18 protein-coding genes and 1 pseudogene are annotated in these 17571 nt (G+C 68.4%); 16 read left to right on the top strand and 3 right to left on the bottom strand.

The window, feature by feature from the left end; genetic code table 11:
• Positions 1–14: 14 nt before the first annotated feature.
• From AC1D2K_RS03870 to AC1D2K_RS03830, 9 genes are all read left to right on the top strand, one after another.
• On the top strand, positions 15–1847 hold the full coding sequence (locus tag AC1D2K_RS03870; protein WP_478086453.1) for an acyl-CoA dehydrogenase: 1833 nt from the start codon (positions 15–17) through the stop codon (positions 1845–1847).
• On the top strand, positions 1847–2068 hold the full coding sequence (locus tag AC1D2K_RS03865; RefSeq protein ID WP_478086449.1) for a hypothetical protein: 222 nt from the start codon (positions 1847–1849) through the stop codon (positions 2066–2068). Before AC1D2K_RS03870 ends, AC1D2K_RS03865 begins: the two co-directional genes overlap by 1 nt.
• Positions 2065–2349, top strand: a complete 285-nt coding sequence (locus AC1D2K_RS03860; protein WP_478086447.1) for a Dabb family protein — start codon at positions 2065–2067, stop codon at positions 2347–2349. The genes AC1D2K_RS03865 and AC1D2K_RS03860 overlap by 4 nt, the downstream gene beginning before the upstream one ends.
• A 16-nt stretch (positions 2350–2365) precedes the next feature.
• Complete coding sequence (locus AC1D2K_RS03855; RefSeq protein ID WP_478086446.1) at positions 2366–3160, top strand: SDR family oxidoreductase; 795 nt, start codon at positions 2366–2368, stop codon at positions 3158–3160.
• Position 3161: 1 nt separating this feature from the next.
• Complete coding sequence (locus tag AC1D2K_RS03850) at positions 3162–3623, top strand: PaaI family thioesterase (RefSeq protein WP_478086444.1); 462 nt, start codon at positions 3162–3164, stop codon at positions 3621–3623.
• Positions 3624–3646: 23 nt separating this feature from the next.
• Positions 3647–4663 carry an NADP-dependent oxidoreductase gene (locus AC1D2K_RS03845; RefSeq protein ID WP_478086443.1) on the top strand — a complete coding sequence of 339 codons (1017 nt, stop codon included), beginning with the start codon at positions 3647–3649 and terminating at the stop codon, positions 4661–4663.
• Between the two features lie 19 nt (positions 4664–4682).
• On the top strand, positions 4683–6323 hold the full coding sequence (locus tag AC1D2K_RS03840) for an isovaleryl-CoA dehydrogenase (RefSeq protein ID WP_478086442.1): 1641 nt from the start codon (positions 4683–4685) through the stop codon (positions 6321–6323).
• Positions 6324–6348: 25 nt separating this feature from the next.
• Positions 6349–7287, top strand: a complete 939-nt coding sequence (locus AC1D2K_RS03835) for a glutathione S-transferase family protein (protein ID WP_478086440.1) — start codon at positions 6349–6351, stop codon at positions 7285–7287.
• 93 nt (positions 7288–7380) lie between these two features.
• Positions 7381–8286, top strand: a complete 906-nt coding sequence (locus AC1D2K_RS03830; protein ID WP_478086439.1) for an SDR family oxidoreductase — start codon at positions 7381–7383, stop codon at positions 8284–8286.
• A gap of 21 nt (positions 8287–8307) precedes the next feature.
• Here AC1D2K_RS03830 and AC1D2K_RS03825 read toward each other — a convergent pair whose 3' ends face one another.
• A complete protein-coding gene (locus AC1D2K_RS03825; protein ID WP_478086438.1) occupies positions 8308–10131 on the bottom strand; it encodes an SLC13 family permease in 1824 nt (607 codons plus the stop codon).
• A 138-nt stretch (positions 10132–10269) separates the two neighbouring features.
• On the opposite strand from AC1D2K_RS03825, the gene AC1D2K_RS03820 reads away from it, so the two are divergent.
• Positions 10270–10629, top strand: a complete 360-nt coding sequence (locus AC1D2K_RS03820) for a DUF1428 domain-containing protein (RefSeq protein WP_478086437.1) — start codon at positions 10270–10272, stop codon at positions 10627–10629.
• Positions 10630–10668: 39 nt separating this feature from the next.
• Here AC1D2K_RS03820 and AC1D2K_RS03815 read toward each other — a convergent pair whose 3' ends face one another.
• Positions 10669–11709: an aldo/keto reductase gene (locus AC1D2K_RS03815; RefSeq protein WP_478086435.1), complete on the bottom strand. Its 1041-nt coding sequence runs from the start codon at positions 11707–11709 to the stop codon at positions 10669–10671.
• 40 nt (positions 11710–11749) lie between these two features.
• Positions 11750–11956: pseudogene (locus tag AC1D2K_RS03810) on the bottom strand (MFS transporter); the annotation flags it as partial.
• 160 nt (positions 11957–12116) lie between these two features.
• Here AC1D2K_RS03810 and AC1D2K_RS03805 point away from each other — a divergent pair.
• The 6 genes from AC1D2K_RS03805 (at position 12117) to AC1D2K_RS03780 (ending at position 17543) form a co-directional block, all read left to right on the top strand.
• On the top strand, positions 12117–13037 hold the full coding sequence (locus tag AC1D2K_RS03805; protein ID WP_478086434.1) for a LysR substrate-binding domain-containing protein: 921 nt from the start codon (positions 12117–12119) through the stop codon (positions 13035–13037).
• A gap of 151 nt (positions 13038–13188) precedes the next feature.
• Positions 13189–13953, top strand: a complete 765-nt coding sequence (locus AC1D2K_RS03800) for a carbonic anhydrase (RefSeq protein ID WP_478086433.1) — start codon at positions 13189–13191, stop codon at positions 13951–13953.
• A 45-nt stretch (positions 13954–13998) separates the two neighbouring features.
• A complete protein-coding gene (locus AC1D2K_RS03795; protein ID WP_478086431.1) occupies positions 13999–14622 on the top strand; it encodes a paraquat-inducible protein A in 624 nt (207 codons plus the stop codon).
• Positions 14619–15284, top strand: a complete 666-nt coding sequence (locus tag AC1D2K_RS03790; protein WP_478086429.1) for a paraquat-inducible protein A — start codon at positions 14619–14621, stop codon at positions 15282–15284. Before AC1D2K_RS03795 ends, AC1D2K_RS03790 begins: the two co-directional genes overlap by 4 nt.
• Positions 15277–16914: a PqiB family protein gene (locus AC1D2K_RS03785; RefSeq protein WP_478086427.1), complete on the top strand. Its 1638-nt coding sequence runs from the start codon at positions 15277–15279 to the stop codon at positions 16912–16914. The genes AC1D2K_RS03790 and AC1D2K_RS03785 overlap by 8 nt, the downstream gene beginning before the upstream one ends.
• The gene (locus AC1D2K_RS03780; RefSeq protein WP_478086426.1) at positions 16911–17543 is read left to right on the top strand and encodes a PqiC family protein; all 633 of its coding nucleotides are present in this window, start codon (positions 16911–16913) and stop codon (positions 17541–17543) included. The genes AC1D2K_RS03785 and AC1D2K_RS03780 overlap by 4 nt, the downstream gene beginning before the upstream one ends.
• The last annotated feature ends 28 nt before the right edge of the window (positions 17544–17571 follow it).

Here is a 17571-nt window from a genome sequence, read left to right as displayed (position 1 = left end):
CAGCGTTCCCATCCATGAGCCTTCGTCCCACCCTCGACTTCCTTCTCTACGACTGGCTGCAGGCCGAGTCGCTCAGCGGGCGCGAGCGTTTCGCCGACCACTCGCGCGAGACCTTCGATGCCGTGCTGGACACCTGCGAGCGCATCGCGCGCGAAAAGTACGCGCCGAACAACCGCATCGTCGACACCCAGGAGCCGCATTTCGACGGCGAGCGGGTGATCCTGCCGCAGGCGACGCACGATGCGCACAGGGCCTTCGTCGATTCCGGCATGCTGAGCGCGGCGCAGGACTACGACATCGGCGGGATGCAGCTGCCCTACACCCTGTCGGCGGCGGCCAACAGCTTCTTCGCCATGGCGTCGGTCAGCATCGGCGCCAACATGCTCACCAGCGGCAACGCCAACCTGCTCATGGTGCACGGCACCGAGATGCAGAAGGACGTGTTCGCCAAGAACGAATTCGCGGGACGCTGGTCGGGCACCATGTGCCTGTCGGAACCGCAGGCCGGCTCCAGCCTCAGCGATGTCGCGACCCGTGCCGTGCCCGACGGTGCAGATTTCCAGGACGATCCGCTTGGCCCACGCTTTCGCCTCACCGGCAACAAGATGTGGATCTCGGCCGGCGACCACGAGCTGACCGAGAACATCGTGCACATCGTGCTGGCCAAGATCCCGGACGAGAACGGCAAGCTGATTCCGGGCACGCGCGGCATCTCGCTGTTCATCGTCCCGAAGAAGATGGTCGATACCCAGGGGCAACTGACCGGCGAACGCAACGACGTCGCGCTGGCCGGCCTGAACCACAAGCTGGGTTGGCGAGGCACCACCAACACGCTGCTCAATTTCGGCGAGGGCAAGTTTCCGGTCGGCGGCAAGGCCGGTGCCGTGGGCTACCTGGTCGGCCAGCCCGGCCAGGGATTGTTCTGCATGTTCCACATGATGAACGAGGCCCGCATCGGCGTCGGCACCGCCGCGGCCATGCTCGGCATGGCCGGCTATCACGCCTCGCTCGAATATGCGAAGACGCGCCCGCAGGGTCGGCCGGCGGGCCCCGCCGGCAAGGACTCGGCCAAGCCGCAGGTGCGGATCATCGAACACGCCGACGTGCGCCGCATGCTGCTCGCGCAGAAAGCGTACTGCGAGGGCGCGCTGGCGCTGGAGCTCTATTGCGCGCGGCTGGTCGACGAGCAGAAGACCGGTGAGGCGCAGGCTGCCGACGACGCCCGGCTGCTGCTCGAGGTGCTGACCCCGATCGCCAAGAGCTGGCCCAGCGAGTGGTGCCTGGAAGCCAACTCGCTCGCGATCCAGATCCACGGCGGCTACGGCTACACGCGCGACTTCCCGGTGGAGCAGTATTGGCGCGACAACCGCCTCAACATGATTCACGAGGGCACGCACGGCATCCAGGCGGCCGACCTGCTCGGGCGCAAGGTGCTGATGGAGGAGGGCCGCGGCCTGCAGCTGCTGGCCGGACGCATCGCCGACACGCTCGGGCGCGCCGCCCTGGTGCCGGCGCTGGCGGCCCATGCCGAGGCGCTCGGCGAAGCGCTGCAGCGCATCGGCTCGGCGACCAAGAAGGCCTGGGCCACCGGCGATCCGCAGGAGGCGCTGGCCAACGCCGTGCCCTACATGCAGGCCTTCGGCCATGTGGTGCTGGCCTGGATCTGGCTTGATGTCGCCCTGCGCGCGCTGGAGCGCGATGCTGCCAAGGCGTCGCCGGCCACGGTCGGCCGCATCGGCGCCACCGACTTCTTCTTCCACTACGAATTGCCGAAAATCGATGCCTGGCTCAACGTGGTCGAGAGCCGGGACCCGACCTGCGCCGCGCTGCCCGAGGAGGCGTTCTGATGGCCGAGCCGAAACCTCCGAAGCCCCATGCGACGCTCGAGAAGTGGATCTGGATCCTGATCTACGGCGGCCTCTTTGCCGTGATCCTCGGCATCTCGACCGGCCGCACCGAAGAGGCGCTGGGCTGGGCCATGGCCGTGCCTGGCGCGGTGCTGGTGGCGGTCGGCGTGGTGCTCATCTACGTTCGTTCCCGACTCAAGGACAGCAAGGACTCGCCATGATCAAGCACATCGTGATGTGGAAGCTCAAGAACCCCGGCGACGCCGCCGCCTTCAAGGCCAGGCTCGACACCTGCCAGGGCCTGGTGCCGGGCATGCGGCAGTTCGAGGTGGCCGTGCGCACGCCGGGCCTCGAAGCGAACTGCGACGTGGTGCTGTGCTCGGCCTTCGACGACGAGGCGGCGCTCAAGGCCTACCTGGAGCATCCGACGCACGTCGAGGTGTCGGGCTTCCTCGGCAGCCTGCGCGAGGCGCGCAGCGTGCTCGACTACCAAACACCCTGAATTCCCCGGAGACCCCATGACTGCAAGAAGCGTCCAAGAACTTTTCAACCTCAGCGGCAAGACCGCGCTGATCACCGGCGGCTCGCGCGGCCTCGGGCTGCAGATGGCCCATGCGCTCGGCGAGGCCGGCGCCAGGATCATGCTGAGCTCGCGCAAGGCCGACGACCTCGAGCAGGCCACCGCCGAGCTGCAGGCGGCCGGCATCGACGCGCGCTGGATCGCCGCCGATTGCGCGAAGGAAGAGGACACCCGCCGCCTGGCCGACGAGACGCTCGAGCGCATGGGCGCGATCGACATCCTGGTCAACAACGCCGGCGCCAGCTGGGGCGCCCCGGCCGAGGACCATCCGGTCGCGGCCTGGGACAAGGTGATGAACCTCAACGTGCGCGGCTACTTCATCCTGGCGCAGCAGGTCGCCCGTGCCTACATGATCCCGAAGAAGGCCGGACGGATCATCAACATCGCGTCGATCGCGGGCCTGAACGGCAATCCGCCCGAGATGCAGACCCTGGCCTACAACACCTCGAAGAGCGCGGTGATCGGCTTCACCCACACGCTGGCGGCCGAATGGGGCAAGTACAACATCAACGTCAACGCGATCTGCCCGGGTTTCTTCATGACCAAACTGGCGGCCGGCCTGATCCACTCGATCGGCGAGGAGAAGATGGCCTCGCACGCGCCGCTGGGCCGGCTCGGCGACGACGAGGACCTGAAGGGCATCACGCTGCTGTACGCGAGCGACGCCGGCAAGCACATCACAGGTCAGTGGCTGGCGATCGACGGCGGCGTGAGCGTCGTTCTTGGCGCCTGAAATGACTGATTTCGACGACAGCATCAACCTTCGCTCCTACACGGACCGCATCCCGTTCGCGCGCCATCTCGGGTTCGAGATCACGAAATTCGAGGGCGGCGAATCCGAGCTGCGCTACACCGCGAAGCCCGAGCACCTGAACACCTTCGACGTGACGCACGGCGGCGCCGTCATGACGATGCTCGACATCGCGATGGCCGCCGCCGCGCGCAGCGAGACGCCGGAGATCGGCGTCGTCACGATCGAGATGAAGACCACCTTCATGGCGCCTTCGGTTGGCCCGCTGATCGCGCGCGGCAGCCTGCTGCACCGCACCGCGACGATGGGCTTCACCGAGGCGAAGATCTTCGACGCCCAGGAACGCGTCTGCGCCCACGCCACCGGGACCTTCAAGTACGTGAAGCGCCGCCTGCCCACGGGGCCGGCCAGCGCCAACGCGATGCGCCCGCCTTCGACCGATTGACCCCTTTTTCCCTGGAGACCTCCATGCCCACCAACCGACAACAGATCCTTGACAACCGCCCCGAGGGCGAAGCCGTCGCCAGCAATTTCAAGCTCGTGACCACCGAGACGCCGGCCCTGAAGGACAACCAGGTGCTGGTGCGCCACCACTTCATGAGCCTCGATCCCTACATGCGCGGCCGCATGAACGACGCCAAGAGCTACGCGCAGCCTCAGCCCCTGGGCCAGGTGATGCAGGGTGGCACCGTCGGCGAGGTGGTCGAGAGCAAGCATCCCAAGTACGCCGTGGGCGACAAGGTGGTCGGCTTCGGCGGCTGGCAGGAATACAGCGTGGTCGATGCCTCGCAGCCCGGCGCCTTGAAGAAGGTCGACACCACGCACGTGCCGTTGTCGCACTACCTGGGCGCGGTCGGCATGCCCGGCGTCACCGCCTGGTATGGCCTGGTGAAGATCATCAATCCGAACGCCGGCGAGACGGTGGTGATCACCGCGGCCAGCGGTGCGGTCGGCAGCGCCTTCGGCGCGCTGGCCAAGGCGCGCGGCTGCCGGGTGGTCGGCATCGCCGGCGGCCCGGACAAGTGCAAGTACGTGGTCGACGAACTGGGCTTCGATGCCTGCATCGACTACCGCCAGCATCCCGACGTCAAGAGCATGAGCGCGGCGCTCAAGGAAGCCTGCCCGAAGGGCATCGACGGCTACTTCGAGAACGTCGGCGGCTACATCTTCGACGCGGTGCTGCTGCGCACCAACGCCTTCGCGCGCATCGCGCTGTGCGGCATGATCGCGGGCTACGACGGCCAGCCGCTGCCGCTCGCCAACCCGGCGCTGTTCCTGGTCAACCGGCTCAAGCTCGAGGGATTCATCGTCAGCGAGCACATGGAGGTCTGGCCCGAGGCGCTGGCCGAACTCGGCGCCCTGGTCGCCAGTGGAAAGCTCCGGCCGCGCGAGTCGATCGCCCAGGGCATCGAATCGGCGCCCGAGGCCTTTCTAGGCCTGCTGAAGGGCAAGAACTTCGGCAAGCAACTCGTCAAGCTCATCTGACCCCTCCAGGGAGGCTGGCATGGACACCACGCACGAGGTCTTCAACCAGCCGGCGCCGCTCGCCGGCTACAACCTGTTCGAAACCAACCGGCCGCTGCGCGATGCGCTCAAGCACAACGCGCCGCAGTTGCAGCTGGCGCCGCTCGAACACCTGGGCGCCGAGATCGGCACGGTCGAGATGCAGACCCATGCGCGGCTCGCCAACACGCACACGCCGGTGCTGCACACCCACGACCGCTTCGGTCGCCGCATCGACGAGGTGGAATTCCACCCGAGCTATCACGCGCTGATGGCGGCGGCCGTCGGCGCCGGCCTGCACGGAACGCCCTGGGCCGGCGAATCGCAGTCGCCCCATGTGCAGCGCGCGGCCGGCTTCATGCTGTTCACCGAGCTCGAGCCTTCCATGCTGTGCCCGATCTCGATGAGCTATGCGGTGACGCCCGCGCTGCGCGGCAATGCGGCCGTGTACGCCGACTGGGCCCCGAAGCTTTCGAGCCGCTGGTACGACCCGGCGCTCAAGCCCTGGCGCGACAAGCCCGGCGTGACCATGGGCATGGGCATGACCGAGAAGCAGGGCGGCTCCGATGTCCGCGCCAACACGTCTCGCGCAGTCCGTGCGGGAAGCGACGGCTGGGGCGAGCGCTACGAGATCACGGGCCACAAGTGGTTCTTCTCGGCGCCGATGTGCGATGCCTTCCTGATCCTCGCGCAGGCACCCGCCGGGCTCTCGTGCTTCTTCCTGCCGCGCGTGCTGCCCGACGGCAGCCGCAACGAAATCCGCATCCAGCGCCTGAAAGACAAGCTCGGCAACAAGGCCAACGCCAGTTCCGAGGTCGAGTTCCACGGCGCCAGCGCCTGGCTGGTCGGGGAGGAAGGGCGCGGCGTTCCGCAGATCCTCGAGATGGGCACCATGACCCGGCTCGACTGCGCCCTCGGCACCAGCGGCCTCATGCGGCAGGCACTGAGCCTGGCGCTGAACCACACGGCGCAGCGGCAGGCCTTCGGCAAGCCACTGATCGCGCAGCCGCTCATGAAGAACGTGCTGGCCGACCTGGCCCTGGAAAGCGAAGCCGCGACCGCGCTGGCGATCCGCCTGGCACGCGCCTTCGATCGCCCCGAGGACGAACACGAGCGCCTGATGGCCCGCCTGCTGACGCCGGTGGCCAAGTTCTGGATCTGCAAGCGGGGCAGCCATTTCGCGCAGGAAGCGATGGAATGCCTGGGCGGCAACGGCTACGTGGAAGAGGGCGGCGAGGGCGTGATGGCGCGGGTGTACCGCGAGATGCCGCTCAACTCGATCTGGGAAGGCGCCGGCAACATCATGGCGCTCGACCTGCTGCGCGGCCTGCGCAAGGGCGACGCGGTCGCTGCGCTGGCCCGCGAGTTGGCGCCGGCGCGCGGCAGCGACGCCGCGCTCGACCGCCTGGCCGACGCGCTGCCCGCGCGCATCGAGGCGATGGCGACCGAAACCGAGGCGCGCCGGCTGGCACAGGACGTGGCGCTCGCGGTACAGGCAGCCCTGCTGGTGCAGACCGCGCCGGCGGCCGTCGTCGGCGGCTTCTGCGCCTCGCGCCTGGGCGGCGACTGGGGCCACGCCTTCGGCACGCTCGGCGCCGGCGTCGACCTCGATGCGATCATTTCCCGTGCCCGGCCCCAGTGACCGCACTCTTCGGAAAAAGGACCCCATGGCAGACCTGATCCTCCACCACTACGCGACCTCCCCGTTCTCGGAAAAGCTGCGGCTGATCCTCGGCTACAAGCAGCTGGCCTGGAAGTCGGTGATCATTCCGCAGATCGCGCCCAAGCCCGAACTGGTCGCGCTCACCGGCGGCTACYGGCGCACGCCGGTGCTGCAGATCGGTGCCGACATCTATTGCGACACGGCGCTGATCTGCGACGTGCTCGAGCATCTGGCGCCGCTGCCGTCGATCTACCCGGAGCCGGGCAAGGGGCTGTCGCGCCTGGTCGCGCAGTGGGCCGACAGCACGTTGTTCTGGGCCGCGATGGCCTACAACTTCAGCCCCAAGGGCGCGGCCGACATCTTCGGCAAGGCGCCGCCGGAGCTGGCCAAGGCCTTCACCGACGACCGCCGCGCGATGAGCACAAGCATGGTGCGGCTGCGTCCGGCCGATGCCGCGGCGGCATACAAGTCCTATCTGCGGCGCCTGTCGGACATGCTCGATGACACCGACTACCTGCTCGGTGCCTTCCCGACGGTGGCCGACTTCGCCTGCTACCACCCGCTGTGGTTCACGCGCAAGCGCACGCCTTCGATGGCGGGTATCCTGCAACTGACGCCGGCGGTGGGCGACTGGATGGACCGGATGTCGGCCATCGGCCACGGCACGATGGAGACATTCGATGCCCAGCGCGCCATCGAAGCGGCGGCGGCCTCGACGCCGCACACGCTGCTGTCGGACAGTACCTTCCAGGACGAGCACGGGATCGCCCTGGGCTCGCGCGTCACGATCACGGCCGAGAGCTTCGGCCTCGAGGCCACCGAGGGCGAGCTCATCGTCGCCAGCCGCACGCACTACACGCTGCGCCGCAGCGACCCGCGTGCGGGCACCGTGCATGTGCACTTCCCGCGCATCGGCTTCGTGCTCAAGGCAGTTGAAGGCTGAGGCGCCCGGGCACCTTGGCGACTGCGCTGGCGGACATTCCGTATTTCAATAGCGCCTCACCGCCAATCACAAGAGACGAAAGGACACGCGCAAATGATTCAGGACTTCAAGGGCACGACGGCCGTACTCACCGGTGCCGGTTCCGGCTTCGGCCTCGAATGCGCGCGCATCGGCGCGGCGCGCGGCATGAACCTCGTGCTGGTCGACGTGCAGCAGGATGCGCTGGACAAGGCGCAGGCCGAGATGGAGGCCGCCGGTGCGCAGGTGCTGGCACGCAAGGTCGACGTCGCCAATGCGGCGCAGATGGATGAACTCGCCCGCGCGGTGCAGCAGCGCTTCGGCGCACCGCACTTCGTTTTCAACAACGCCGGCGTCGGCGCCGGCGGCCTGGTGTGGGAGAACAGCGTCGCCGACTGGGAATGGGTGCTCGGGGTCGACCTGATGGGCGTGGTGCACGGCGTGCGACTGTTCACGCCGATGATGCTCGAGGCCGCTGCCAAGGACCCGGCGTACCGCGGCCACATCGTCAACACCGCCAGCATGGCGGGCCTGCTGACGCCGCCCAACATGGGCATCTACAACGCGGCCAAGGCGGCCGTCGTGAGCCTCACCGAAACGCTCTACCAGGACCTGAAGCTGGTCACCGACCAGGTCGGCGCCAGCCTGCTGTGCCCGTACTTCGTGCCCACCGGCATCACGCAGAGCGAACGCAACCGGCCCGGCGCGCTGGCGGGCGGCGAACTCACCAAGAGCCAGCTGATCGGCCAGGCGATGAGCAACAAGGCGGTGAGCAGCGGCAAGGTCAGCGCCGCCCAGGTCGCGCAGATGGTGTTCGACGCCATCACCGCCAACCAGTTCTACATCTTCAGCCACCCCAAGGCGCTGGGCAACGTGAAAAGCCGGATGGAGCACATCGTGTCGATCACCAACCCGGCCGACCCGTTCCTCGAGCGCCCCGAGATCGGCGCCAACCTGCGCGCCCAACTGCGCGCGGGCTGAGCGCGCCGCTGCCGCCGTCGATCAGGGCGGCAGCAGCCAGGGCACCAGCAGGACGCTCGCGATGCCCACCATGACCGCCAGCGGCAGCCCGACCTTGACGAAATCGCCGAAGCTGTAGTTGCCGGCCGTGCTGACCAGCGTGTTCACGGGCGAGGAGATCGGCGTGAGGAAGCCGGCCGACGCAGCCAGGGCCACCATCATCGCGAACGGGTAAGGCGATGCGCCGAGGTGCTTGGCCAGTGCCAGCGCCACCGGCGCCATCAGCACCGCGGTGGCCGTGTTCGACACCACCAGGCCGATCCCCGCGGTCAGGATGAACAGGCTGGCCAGCACCGGCCGGATGCCGAAGTTGCCCACCAGCGCGAGCAGGCCGTCGGCGGCGAGGTCGATCCCGCCGGTGCGCTGCAGCGCCAGCGAGAAGGGCAGCATGCCCACGATCAGGATCAGGCTGCGCCAGTGGATCGCGCGATAGGCCGTGTCCAGGTCGACGCAGCGGAACAATCCCATCAGCAGGCAGCCGACGATGGCGGCCTGGACGTTGGGTATGACGCCCCACAGCATCAACCCGATCACGAGCAGCAGGCAGAACACCGCGTGGGGCGCGCGCCGCGGCACCGGGATCAGGGTCCGGCCTTCCAGCGGCAGGCTCAGACCCACCAGGTCGTGGCCGTCGGACTGCAGCGCCCGGATGGCCTGCCACGGGCCCACCAGCAGCAGCGTGTCGCCGACCTTGAGCCGCGCATTCTCGAGGCCGTGCTCGTGGGTGACCCGGCCGCGGCGCAAGCCCACGATCGTGAGGTCGTGCTGGGCCAGCAGGCGCGACTCGTCGCCGGTGGTGCCGACCAGCGTGGAATCGACCGGGATGATCGCCTCGGCCATGCCGACGTCGCGCGATTGGTCCGTGAAGTAGGCGCCGGAGATCGGCAGCATGTGGAGCGCGTACCGCTCGCACAGGCGCGGCACGTCGAAGTCCCTGGACTCGACGTCCAGCAGCAGGATGTCGCCGGCCCGGATCTCGGTGTCGGCGGATGCGCGCAGAACCTCTCGCCGCAGCGTGTGCTGGCGCTCCAGGGCGATCACGCGGGCATCGGAGGCATCGTTCAACCCCAGCCCATCCAGGCTGCGGCCCACCAGCGGCGAGCGCGGCTCCACGCTGAGCCGGAAGGCGCGGTCGTGCAGCTTGTACTGCTCCACCCAGTCGTTCAGGCTGGGCCGTCCGCCGCCCGCCGCGGTGCTCTCGCTGGGCAGCCGGCGCCGCGCCACCAGCATGTAGGCGATGCCGAGGATCAGCACCGGCACGCCGATCGGCGTGAAGGCGAAGAAGCCGAAGCCTTCCGCGCCGTGGCGCATGAGTTCGCCGTTGACGATCAGGTTCGGCGTGGTCGCGACCAGCGTCATCATCCCGCTGATCAGGCCCGCCACGCTCACGGGCATGAGCAGCTGGCTGGCTGCGATGCCGGTCTGCTGCGCGATGCGCATCACGATGGGGATGAAGATGGCGACCACCGCGGTGGAACTCATGAACGAGCCCATCAGGCCGACCGCCAGCATCAGCAGCACGAGCAGGCGGGTTTCGCTGCTGCCGCCGCGCGCCACCAGCCAGTCGCCGACGTTCTGGGCGACACCGGTGCGCACCAGCCCTTCGCCCAGCACGAACAGGGCGGCGACCAGCACGATGTTCGGGTCGGAGAAGCCGGCCAGCGCTTCGTTCATGTCGATGACCCCGGTGACGGGCAGCAGCACGATCATGATCAGCGCCACCGCGTCGAGCCGTGGCCGGCCCGAGACGAACATGGTGATCGCGACGCCCAGCAGCACGAGGACCTGGATCAGTTCAGACGACATGGGAAGAGTCCGCAGGAAGAACAGGCTGGATTCTGCGGGATTGCCCGTGCGCCGCGTCGGGGCTTGGGGCGGGCGGCAGGATTGCATATACTGAACCACTCGGTTCTGTGTATGTTCGATCACACCAAGGAGACCTGCATGGCCTACGTCGATGGATACGTTGTTCCCGTTCCGAAGGACAAGATCGAGGCGTACCGCCAGTTGGCGGCCCGCGCCGGTGCCGTCTGGCGCGAGCATGGCGCCCTCGAGTACCGCGAATGGATCGCCGAGGACGTCAGGGCTGGCGAGCACACCTCGTTTCCGCAGAGCGTCCAGTTGAAGGACGACGAGACGGTGGTGTTCTCGTGGATCGTCTTCGAATCGCGCGACCACCGCGACAAGGTCAACGCCAAGGCGATGAGCGACCCGCGCCTGGCCGACATGATGGATCCGTCCAAGATGCCCTTCGATGGCAAGCGGATGTTCTGGGGTGGCTTCGAGCCGCTGGTTGAGGCCTGAGAGTCCGTCGCCGGGCGGCGGCGCGGAGCGTGGGGGCGGTCAGCGCGGCTGGACGGCCACCGGGCTGCGTTCCGCGAACTGCCCGTTCCAGTAGGGGTAGTAAGGGTAGGGCGGCGTCACCGCACTCGCGGCGTCGAGCCGCGCGATCTGCTCGGTCGTGAGCTTCCAGCCGAGCGCGCCGAGGTTCTGCTTGAGCTGCGCCTCGTCGCGCGCACCGATCAGCACCGATGACACGGTGGGCCGCTGAAGCAGCCAGTTGAGCGCGATCTGCGGCAGCGACTTGCCGGTCTCCTCGGCCACCTGGTCCATCGCATCGACCACGCGGTAGAGCCGCTCGTCCTCCACCGGCGGCGCGAAGCCGGCCGTTTCGTGGAGGCGGCTGCCGGCCGGCAACGGCTGGCCACGCCGGATCTTGCCGGTCAGCCGACCCCAGCCCAGCGGGCTCCAGACGATGGCGCCGACGCCCTGGTCGAGCCCGAGCGGCATCAGCTCCCACTCGTAGTCGCGGCCGACCAGAGAGTAGTAGGTCTGGTTCGCCACGTAGCGCGACAGGCCCAGTCGGTCGGAGGCAGCCAGCGACTTCATCAGCTGCCAGCCCGAGAAGTTGGAGGCGCCGATGTAGCGCACTTTGCCCGCGCGAACCAGGTCGTCGAGCGTGCGCAGCACTTGGTCGACCGGCGTCATGGCGTCGAAGGCATGGAGCTGCAGCAGGTCGATGGTGTCGCTGCCCAGGCGCCGGAGCGCCGCGTCGACGCCCTGGACCAGGTGATGGCGCGAGGAGCCGACGTCGTTGGGCCCGTTGCCCGCGCGCAGCGACAGCTTGGTCGACAGGATGACCTTGTCGCGCCGACCCTTGATCGCCGCGCCGAGGATGGATTCGGAGGCGCCGCTCGAATAGACGTCGGCGCTGTCGAACAGATTGACGCCGGCGTCGAGGCAGATGTCGACGATGCGGCGCGCGGCCGCGACGTCGGTGTTGCCCCAGGCGCTGAAGAGCGGGCCCTCGCCGCCGAAGGTGCCGGCGCCGAAGCCGAGGGCCGGCACCTTGAAGCCGGAGTTGCCGAGATAGCGTTGTTCCATGGTGGATCCTTGTGGTCGAGATGGATGGAGGTGAGGCGATTCACGCGCAGGCGGTTGCGGCCGCTGCCGGGAGGCGTCGATCGAGCGAACGGCTCCAGAGCGCGATCGCGAGCCCGACCAGCGTCAGCAGCGCGGCCACCCAGCCGAGTGCCTGGAGGCCCGGTCCGCGTTCGATCGTCGCGCCGCCCACCCAGGCGCCCAGCGCGTTGCCGAGGTTGAAGGCCGCGATGTTGAGACTGGATGCGAGGGTCGCGCGCCAGCCGAAGTGCAACCCGAGCCAGGCGCCGGCCGGCGTGAGGGCGAGGAGGGCGAGGAGGGCGATGGGCATGATGTCCGAGACTGTGCCGGTTGCGTGCTCATATGAATAGAATGCTTGTCCGACACGATCCTGTGAATTTAATTCACAAATGCCACGCTCCGAGATCAACCGCTCCGGCGAGATGGAAGCCTTCGTCCAGGTGGTCGAGCGCGGCAGCTTCTCGGCCGGCGCCCGGGCCTTGGGGCTGACGCCCTCGGCGGTCAGCAAGCTGATCGGGCGGCTGGAGGCGCGGCTCGCGACCCAGCTCGTGCACCGTTCCACGCGCAAGCTGCAGCTCACGGCCGAAGGGCGGCAGTTCTACGAGCGCAGCGTGCGCGTGCTGGCCGACATGGACGAGGCCGAGCGCTGCGCCGCCGCAGGTGCGGCACCGAGCGGGCGCGTGAGCATCAATGCCAGCGTCCCTTTCGGCCAGCACGTGCTGATCCCGCTGGTGCCGCGCTTTCTCGAACTGCATCCTCAGATCACGCTCAACATCGTGCTCACCGATCGCGTGGTCGACCTGATGGAAGAGCGCGCCGACGTTGCCATTCGCTGGGGCGAACTGCCGCCGTCCGACCTCATCGCGCGCCGGCTCGGCGCCACCGGGCAGGCCATCCTCGGGTCGCCGGGCTATTTCGCGCGCCACGGCACGCCAAGCACGCCGCAGGAACTCGAAGCGCACAACCGCCTCGGTTTCACCTATAGGCGCAGCGTGCCGGACTGGCCGCTGTCGGTCGACGGGCGCGTGATCGACATGCCCATCACCGGCAACGTGCGAGCCGGCGATGGCGAGGCCCTGCGGGCCTTGGTGCTGGCGGGCGTCGGCCTGGGGCGGCTGTCGCTCTATCACGTGCAGGCCGACATCGACGCCGGCCGGCTGGTGCCAGTGCTGGAGGCGTTCAATCCGCGCGACATCGCGCCGATCCATGCGCTCTACCTCGGCAGGCCCGGTCGGTTGCCGGCGCGGGTGCGCGCGCTGCTCGATTTCCTGGTGGCCCATGTCAGGGAGGACGGGCGGCCCCGGCCTTAGACAGGCCAGTGCCGAACGATTGCCGGAGTTCTCCCCGGCGGACTCGGGAAACTTCGGGTGAATTTCTTCGCGACGAGCGCTCGCACTTGCTTGAAAATCCGACCACGCCCCGTTTCCAGCGGCGGTCCTTTACCCTCCACTTCGTCGCCCCATGGTCCGTTTCCGCCGCCCCGCCATCACGGGCCTGTTCGTTGTCAGCCTCTGCACCGCCGCCACGGCGGTCGAGCACGCGCATTGGTCCTATGCCGGCAAGACCGGGCCGTCCCAATGGGCTGCTCTGGCGCCGGACAACACGCTGTGCAAGGCCGGTCGGCAGCAGTCGCCGATCGACCTGCATGCCGCCCAGGCCCGTGCGCTCGCGCAGCACGATGCCGCGATCCACTACGGCAAGGTCGCGGGCCATCTGCTCAACAACGGCCACACGCTCCAGTTCGACGTGGCCGGCGAATCCGGGAACGCGGTCGTCTTCCAGGGCCGCGAACATCGCCTGGACCAGTTCCACTTCCATGCGCCCAGCGAGCACCGCCTCGACGCCAAGGCATTCCCGATGGAACTGCATCTGGTCAACCGGAATGCCGAGGGCGGGATCGTCGTGGTCGGCGTGCTCATCAAGGCCGGCAAGAAGAACGAGGCGCTGGCGCCGATCTTCGTGCAGCCGCCGAAGGCCGGCGCCGCCGGGCGTGACCGGAAGCTCGATCTCGCCGCGCTGATGCCGGCCGACCACAGGGTGCTGCTGTACACCGGTTCCCTGACCACGCCGCCGTGCACCGAGCAGGTGCAGTGGGTCGTGCTGGAGCAGCCGATCGAGATGTCGCGCGCGCAGATCAGTGCCTTCCGTCGATTGTTCTCGGACAATCACCGTCCGGTGCAGCCGCTGAACGGGCGCGAGCCGGTGGAAGAGATCGCCGGCGAGTAGGGCGCCGCGGCCGTTCGGCTTGCCTGACAATAGCCGCACATACGCATGAAAGAAGTTCCCGACGCCATCGTCTGCGAAGGCTGCGACGCCGTCTACCGTCGTGTGCGGCTGCGTCCGCGCGAGATCTCGCACTGCCCGCGCTGCAGCACCGAACTCGACCGCCATGCGGGCGACCAGAGCGGTCGCGTGCTGCCGCTCACCGCAGCCTGCCTGATCCTGTTCGCGATCGCCAACCTGTTCCCGATCGTCGAGATCGAGCTGCAGGGGCTCAGCAACGAGACCACGCTGGCCGGCGCGGTAGTGGCGCTGAGTTCCGAAGGCATGTCGCCGGTGGCGCTGCTGGTGCTGGCGACCACGCTCCTGTTTCCGTTGATTCAGCTGTGCATCCTGTTCTACCTGCTGGTGCCGATGCGCTACGAGCGGCGGCCGGCGGGTTTCCGCATCCTGGTGGGGGCGCTCCAGGCGCTTCGGCCCTGGGGCATGGTCGAGGTGTTCCTGCTCGGCGTGCTGGTGGCGATCATCAAGCTCAGCAGCATGGCCCAGGTCATCCCCGGCCCGGCGCTCTGGGCCTTCATGGGGCTCACGGTGCTGTTGACCGCGGTGCTGTCGTTCAACCCGCGAACCTTCTGGGAGATGGCCTTCGAGCCGCGGCCGGGACAACGCGAATGAACCAGCCCGCGCCGATCGACGACGCCGGGGCCGGCCGGCTGATGGGCTGCCACCACTGCGGCACCACCTGGCAAGGCGCATTCGACGGCGAGCCCTGCGGGCGCTGCGGCACCCGCCTGCACGTGCGCAAGCCCGACAGCATCAACCGCACCTGGGCCTATCTGGCGGCCGCCGCGGTCCTCTACCTGCCGGCCAACCTGCTGCCGGTGATGATCACCAAGAGCCTGCTGGGGACCCAGCAGGACACCATCCTGAGCGGTGTCATCTACTTCTGGGTGTCCGGCGCCTACGGCCTGGCCGCGCTGATCTTCATCGCGAGCTTCCTGGTGCCGCTGTTCAAGCTCACCGCGCTGATCTTGCTGAACATCACGGCCCAGCGTCGCAGCGCCTGGCGGCAACTCGAGAGGGCCAAGCTCTATCGCATCCTCGAGGTGATCGGGCGCTGGTCGATGCTGGACGTCTTCGTGGTGGCGCTGCTGGCCGGGCTGGTGCGCATCCAAGGCTTCGCCGAGATCACGGCCGGGGTCGGGATCGCGGCTTTCGGCGCGGTGGTCGTGTTGACGATGCTGGCGTCGCTGAGCTTCGACCCACGGCTGACCTGGGACAGCCGGCCCGATGCACGGGAGAACGAAACGAACATGACAATGAATCCACATGAATGAAGCAGACACGACTCCCGAGCCCCAGCCGGCGCTGGGCGCGCCGACGGTAGTCAAGCGACGCAACTGGCTGCCGTCGCTGATCTGGCTGATCCCGATCGTGGCCGCGCTGGTCGGCGTGACGCTGGTCGCACGCATCCTGATCGACCGCGGTCCCGAGATCGTGCTGACCTTCAAGAGCGCCGAGGGCCTGGAGGCCAACAAGACGGCGGTCAAGTACAAGGACGTGCAGATCGGCACGGTGCAGAGCATCCGCCTGGCCAACGATCGCTCCCATGTGCGCGTGCTGGTGCAGCTCAAGAAGGAGGCCAGCGCCTTCACCGCGCAAGACACGCGTTTCTGGGTGGTGCGCCCGCGGCTCGACACCTCCGGGATTTCCGGCCTCGGCACCTTGCTGTCCGGCGCCTACATCGGCGCCGATGCCGGCACTTCGGAAGAGACCGCGGGCGAATTCATCGGGCTCGAGACGCCGCCCATCGTCACGCGCGACGCTTCCGGGCGGCAGTTCCTGCTGCACTCGCGCGACGTCGGTTCGCTGGACATCGGATCGCCCGTGTACTTCCGGCGCATCAAGGTGGGGCAGGTGGCGGCCTACGTGCTCGACCCCGACGGCCGCGGCGTGRCGCTGCGGGTCTTCGTCAACGCGCCGTACGACAAGTTCGTCGGCGTCAACACGCGCTTCTGGCATGCCAGCGGCTTCGATGTCGAGTTGAACGCGAGCGGGCTCAAGGTGCGCACCCAGTCGCTCGTCACGGTCCTGATCGGCGGCATCGCCTTCCAGTCGCCCGACGACCAGAGCGGGCCGCAGGCGCAGGAGAACACGGAGTTCGGGCTCGCGAATGACGAAGTCACCGCGATGAAGGAGCCCGACGGGCCCTCCCAGACCATGCTGCTGTACTTCAACCAGTCGCTGCGCGGCCTGTCGCCGGGTGCGCCGGTCGACTTCCGTGGCGTGGTCGTCGGCGAGGTCAAGTCGATCGGCGTCGAGTTCGACCGCAGCGAGCGCGAATTCAAGATGCCGGTGATGGTGCAGATCTACCCCGACCGCCTGCGGCGCCGTGACGTCAATCCCGGGAGGGAGTCGCAGTTCACGCAGCTCGAGCGCTGGCGCTTCCTGGTCAGCAAGGGCCTGCGCGGCCAGCTGCGCACCGGCAACCTGCTGACGGGCCAGGTCTACGTGGCCATCGACTTCTTCCCCGATGCGAAGCCGGCCACCCTGGACATCAGCCGGACGCCGATCGAGTTGCCGACCGCGCCCAACAGCCTGGACGAGCTGCAGTCCCAGGTGTCGGACATCGCGCGCAAGATCAACAAGGTGCCCTTCGAGGAGCTCAGCGCCGATCTGCGAAAGACGATGGCCACGCTCAACAAGACGCTGACCAGCGCCGAGCAGCTCGCCAAGAGCCTGAACAACGACCTGACGCCGGAGATGGCGGCAGCCATGAAGGATGTGCGCCGGACGCTGAACTCGGCCGAGAAGACGATCGCCGACGACTCCCCGCTGCAGCAGGACATGCGCCAGACCTTGCAGGAAGTCACGCGGGCGGCGGCGTCGCTGCGCATCCTGACCGACTACCTGGAACGCCATCCCGAATCACTGATCCGCGGCAAGCCGGAGGACAAGCAGAAATGAGAACCACGACATGGCGCCTCGCGGCATCGGCGCTGAGCGCGGCGCTCCTGCTGGTCGGATGCGGCAGCACCCGCACCCAGTTCTACAGCCTGGCCGAGCCCACGCCGCCGGCCCGCGCACCGGCCGCGACCGCCGCGGCAGCGCCGGCCTTCATCGAACTCGCGCCGATCGCCATGCCCGAGCGCTTCGCCCGGCCGCAGCTGGTGGTTCGGCAGCAAGGCTCGGCCGGCGGCCCGCAGGTGGACATCCTCGAGCAGCACCGCTGGTCCTCCTCGTTCGAGAATGAGCTGCGCGACGCGCTGGGCAGCGCCATCGCGGCCCGGCTCGGGGCGGTCGACCTGACCAAGTCCGGCCGCTCTCGCGGCCAGCCGGCGATCCGCATCACGGTGCAGATGGGACAGTTCGACGCCATCGAGGCCAGCCGGGTCGACGCCAGCTTCAGCTGGACCGTGCGTCGCACGGACGAAGGGCCGGCGGTCGCTTGCCGGCTCTCGCTGTCGGAGCCCGTGGACGCCGGCATGGATGCGCTGGCCGAGGGCGCGCAGCGGGTCGCCGCCCGGCTGGCCGATGCCATCGCGGCCAGCGCCTCGGCGCTGCAGGCCAGCCCGACTCCGCCCTGCGGGGCCTGACAGCGCGCCGGATCGAACCGGAAGACAA

It is taken from the genome of Variovorax sp. P1_H12_2 (assembly GCF_056405335.1).
Note: the sequence above shows the minus strand (reverse complement) of the source record. Positions and strands in the feature narration are given on the sequence as shown.

Bases quoted from the DNA above. Each gene is read 5' to 3' on its own strand.
- AC1D2K_RS03845 (WP_478086443.1), top strand. From the start codon at position 3,647: ATGCCCACCAACCGACAACAGATCCTTGACAACCGCCCCGAGGGCGAA.
- AC1D2K_RS03850 (WP_478086444.1), top strand. From the start codon at position 3,162: ATGACTGATTTCGACGACAGCATCAACCTTCGCTCCTACACGGACCGC.
- AC1D2K_RS03870 (WP_478086453.1), top strand. From the start codon at position 15: ATGAGCCTTCGTCCCACCCTCGACTTCCTTCTCTACGACTGGCTGCAG.
- AC1D2K_RS03820 (WP_478086437.1), top strand. From the start codon at position 10,270: ATGGCCTACGTCGATGGATACGTTGTTCCCGTTCCGAAGGACAAGATC.
- AC1D2K_RS03795 (WP_478086431.1), top strand. From the start codon at position 13,999: ATGAAAGAAGTTCCCGACGCCATCGTCTGCGAAGGCTGCGACGCCGTC.
- AC1D2K_RS03825 (WP_478086438.1), bottom strand. From the start codon at position 10,131: ATGTCGTCTGAACTGATCCAGGTCCTCGTGCTGCTGGGCGTCGCGATC.
- AC1D2K_RS03815 (WP_478086435.1), bottom strand. From the start codon at position 11,709: ATGGAACAACGCTATCTCGGCAACTCCGGCTTCAAGGTGCCGGCCCTC.
- AC1D2K_RS03830 (WP_478086439.1), top strand. From the start codon at position 7,381: ATGATTCAGGACTTCAAGGGCACGACGGCCGTACTCACCGGTGCCGGT.
- AC1D2K_RS03800 (WP_478086433.1), top strand. From the start codon at position 13,189: ATGGTCCGTTTCCGCCGCCCCGCCATCACGGGCCTGTTCGTTGTCAGC.
- AC1D2K_RS03805 (WP_478086434.1), top strand. From the start codon at position 12,117: ATGCCACGCTCCGAGATCAACCGCTCCGGCGAGATGGAAGCCTTCGTC.
- AC1D2K_RS03855 (WP_478086446.1), top strand. From the start codon at position 2,366: ATGACTGCAAGAAGCGTCCAAGAACTTTTCAACCTCAGCGGCAAGACC.
- AC1D2K_RS03780 (WP_478086426.1), top strand. From the start codon at position 16,911: ATGAGAACCACGACATGGCGCCTCGCGGCATCGGCGCTGAGCGCGGCG.
- AC1D2K_RS03840 (WP_478086442.1), top strand. From the start codon at position 4,683: ATGGACACCACGCACGAGGTCTTCAACCAGCCGGCGCCGCTCGCCGGC.
- AC1D2K_RS03790 (WP_478086429.1), top strand. From the start codon at position 14,619: ATGAACCAGCCCGCGCCGATCGACGACGCCGGGGCCGGCCGGCTGATG.
- AC1D2K_RS03860 (WP_478086447.1), top strand. From the start codon at position 2,065: ATGATCAAGCACATCGTGATGTGGAAGCTCAAGAACCCCGGCGACGCC.
- AC1D2K_RS03865 (WP_478086449.1), top strand. From the start codon at position 1,847: ATGGCCGAGCCGAAACCTCCGAAGCCCCATGCGACGCTCGAGAAGTGG.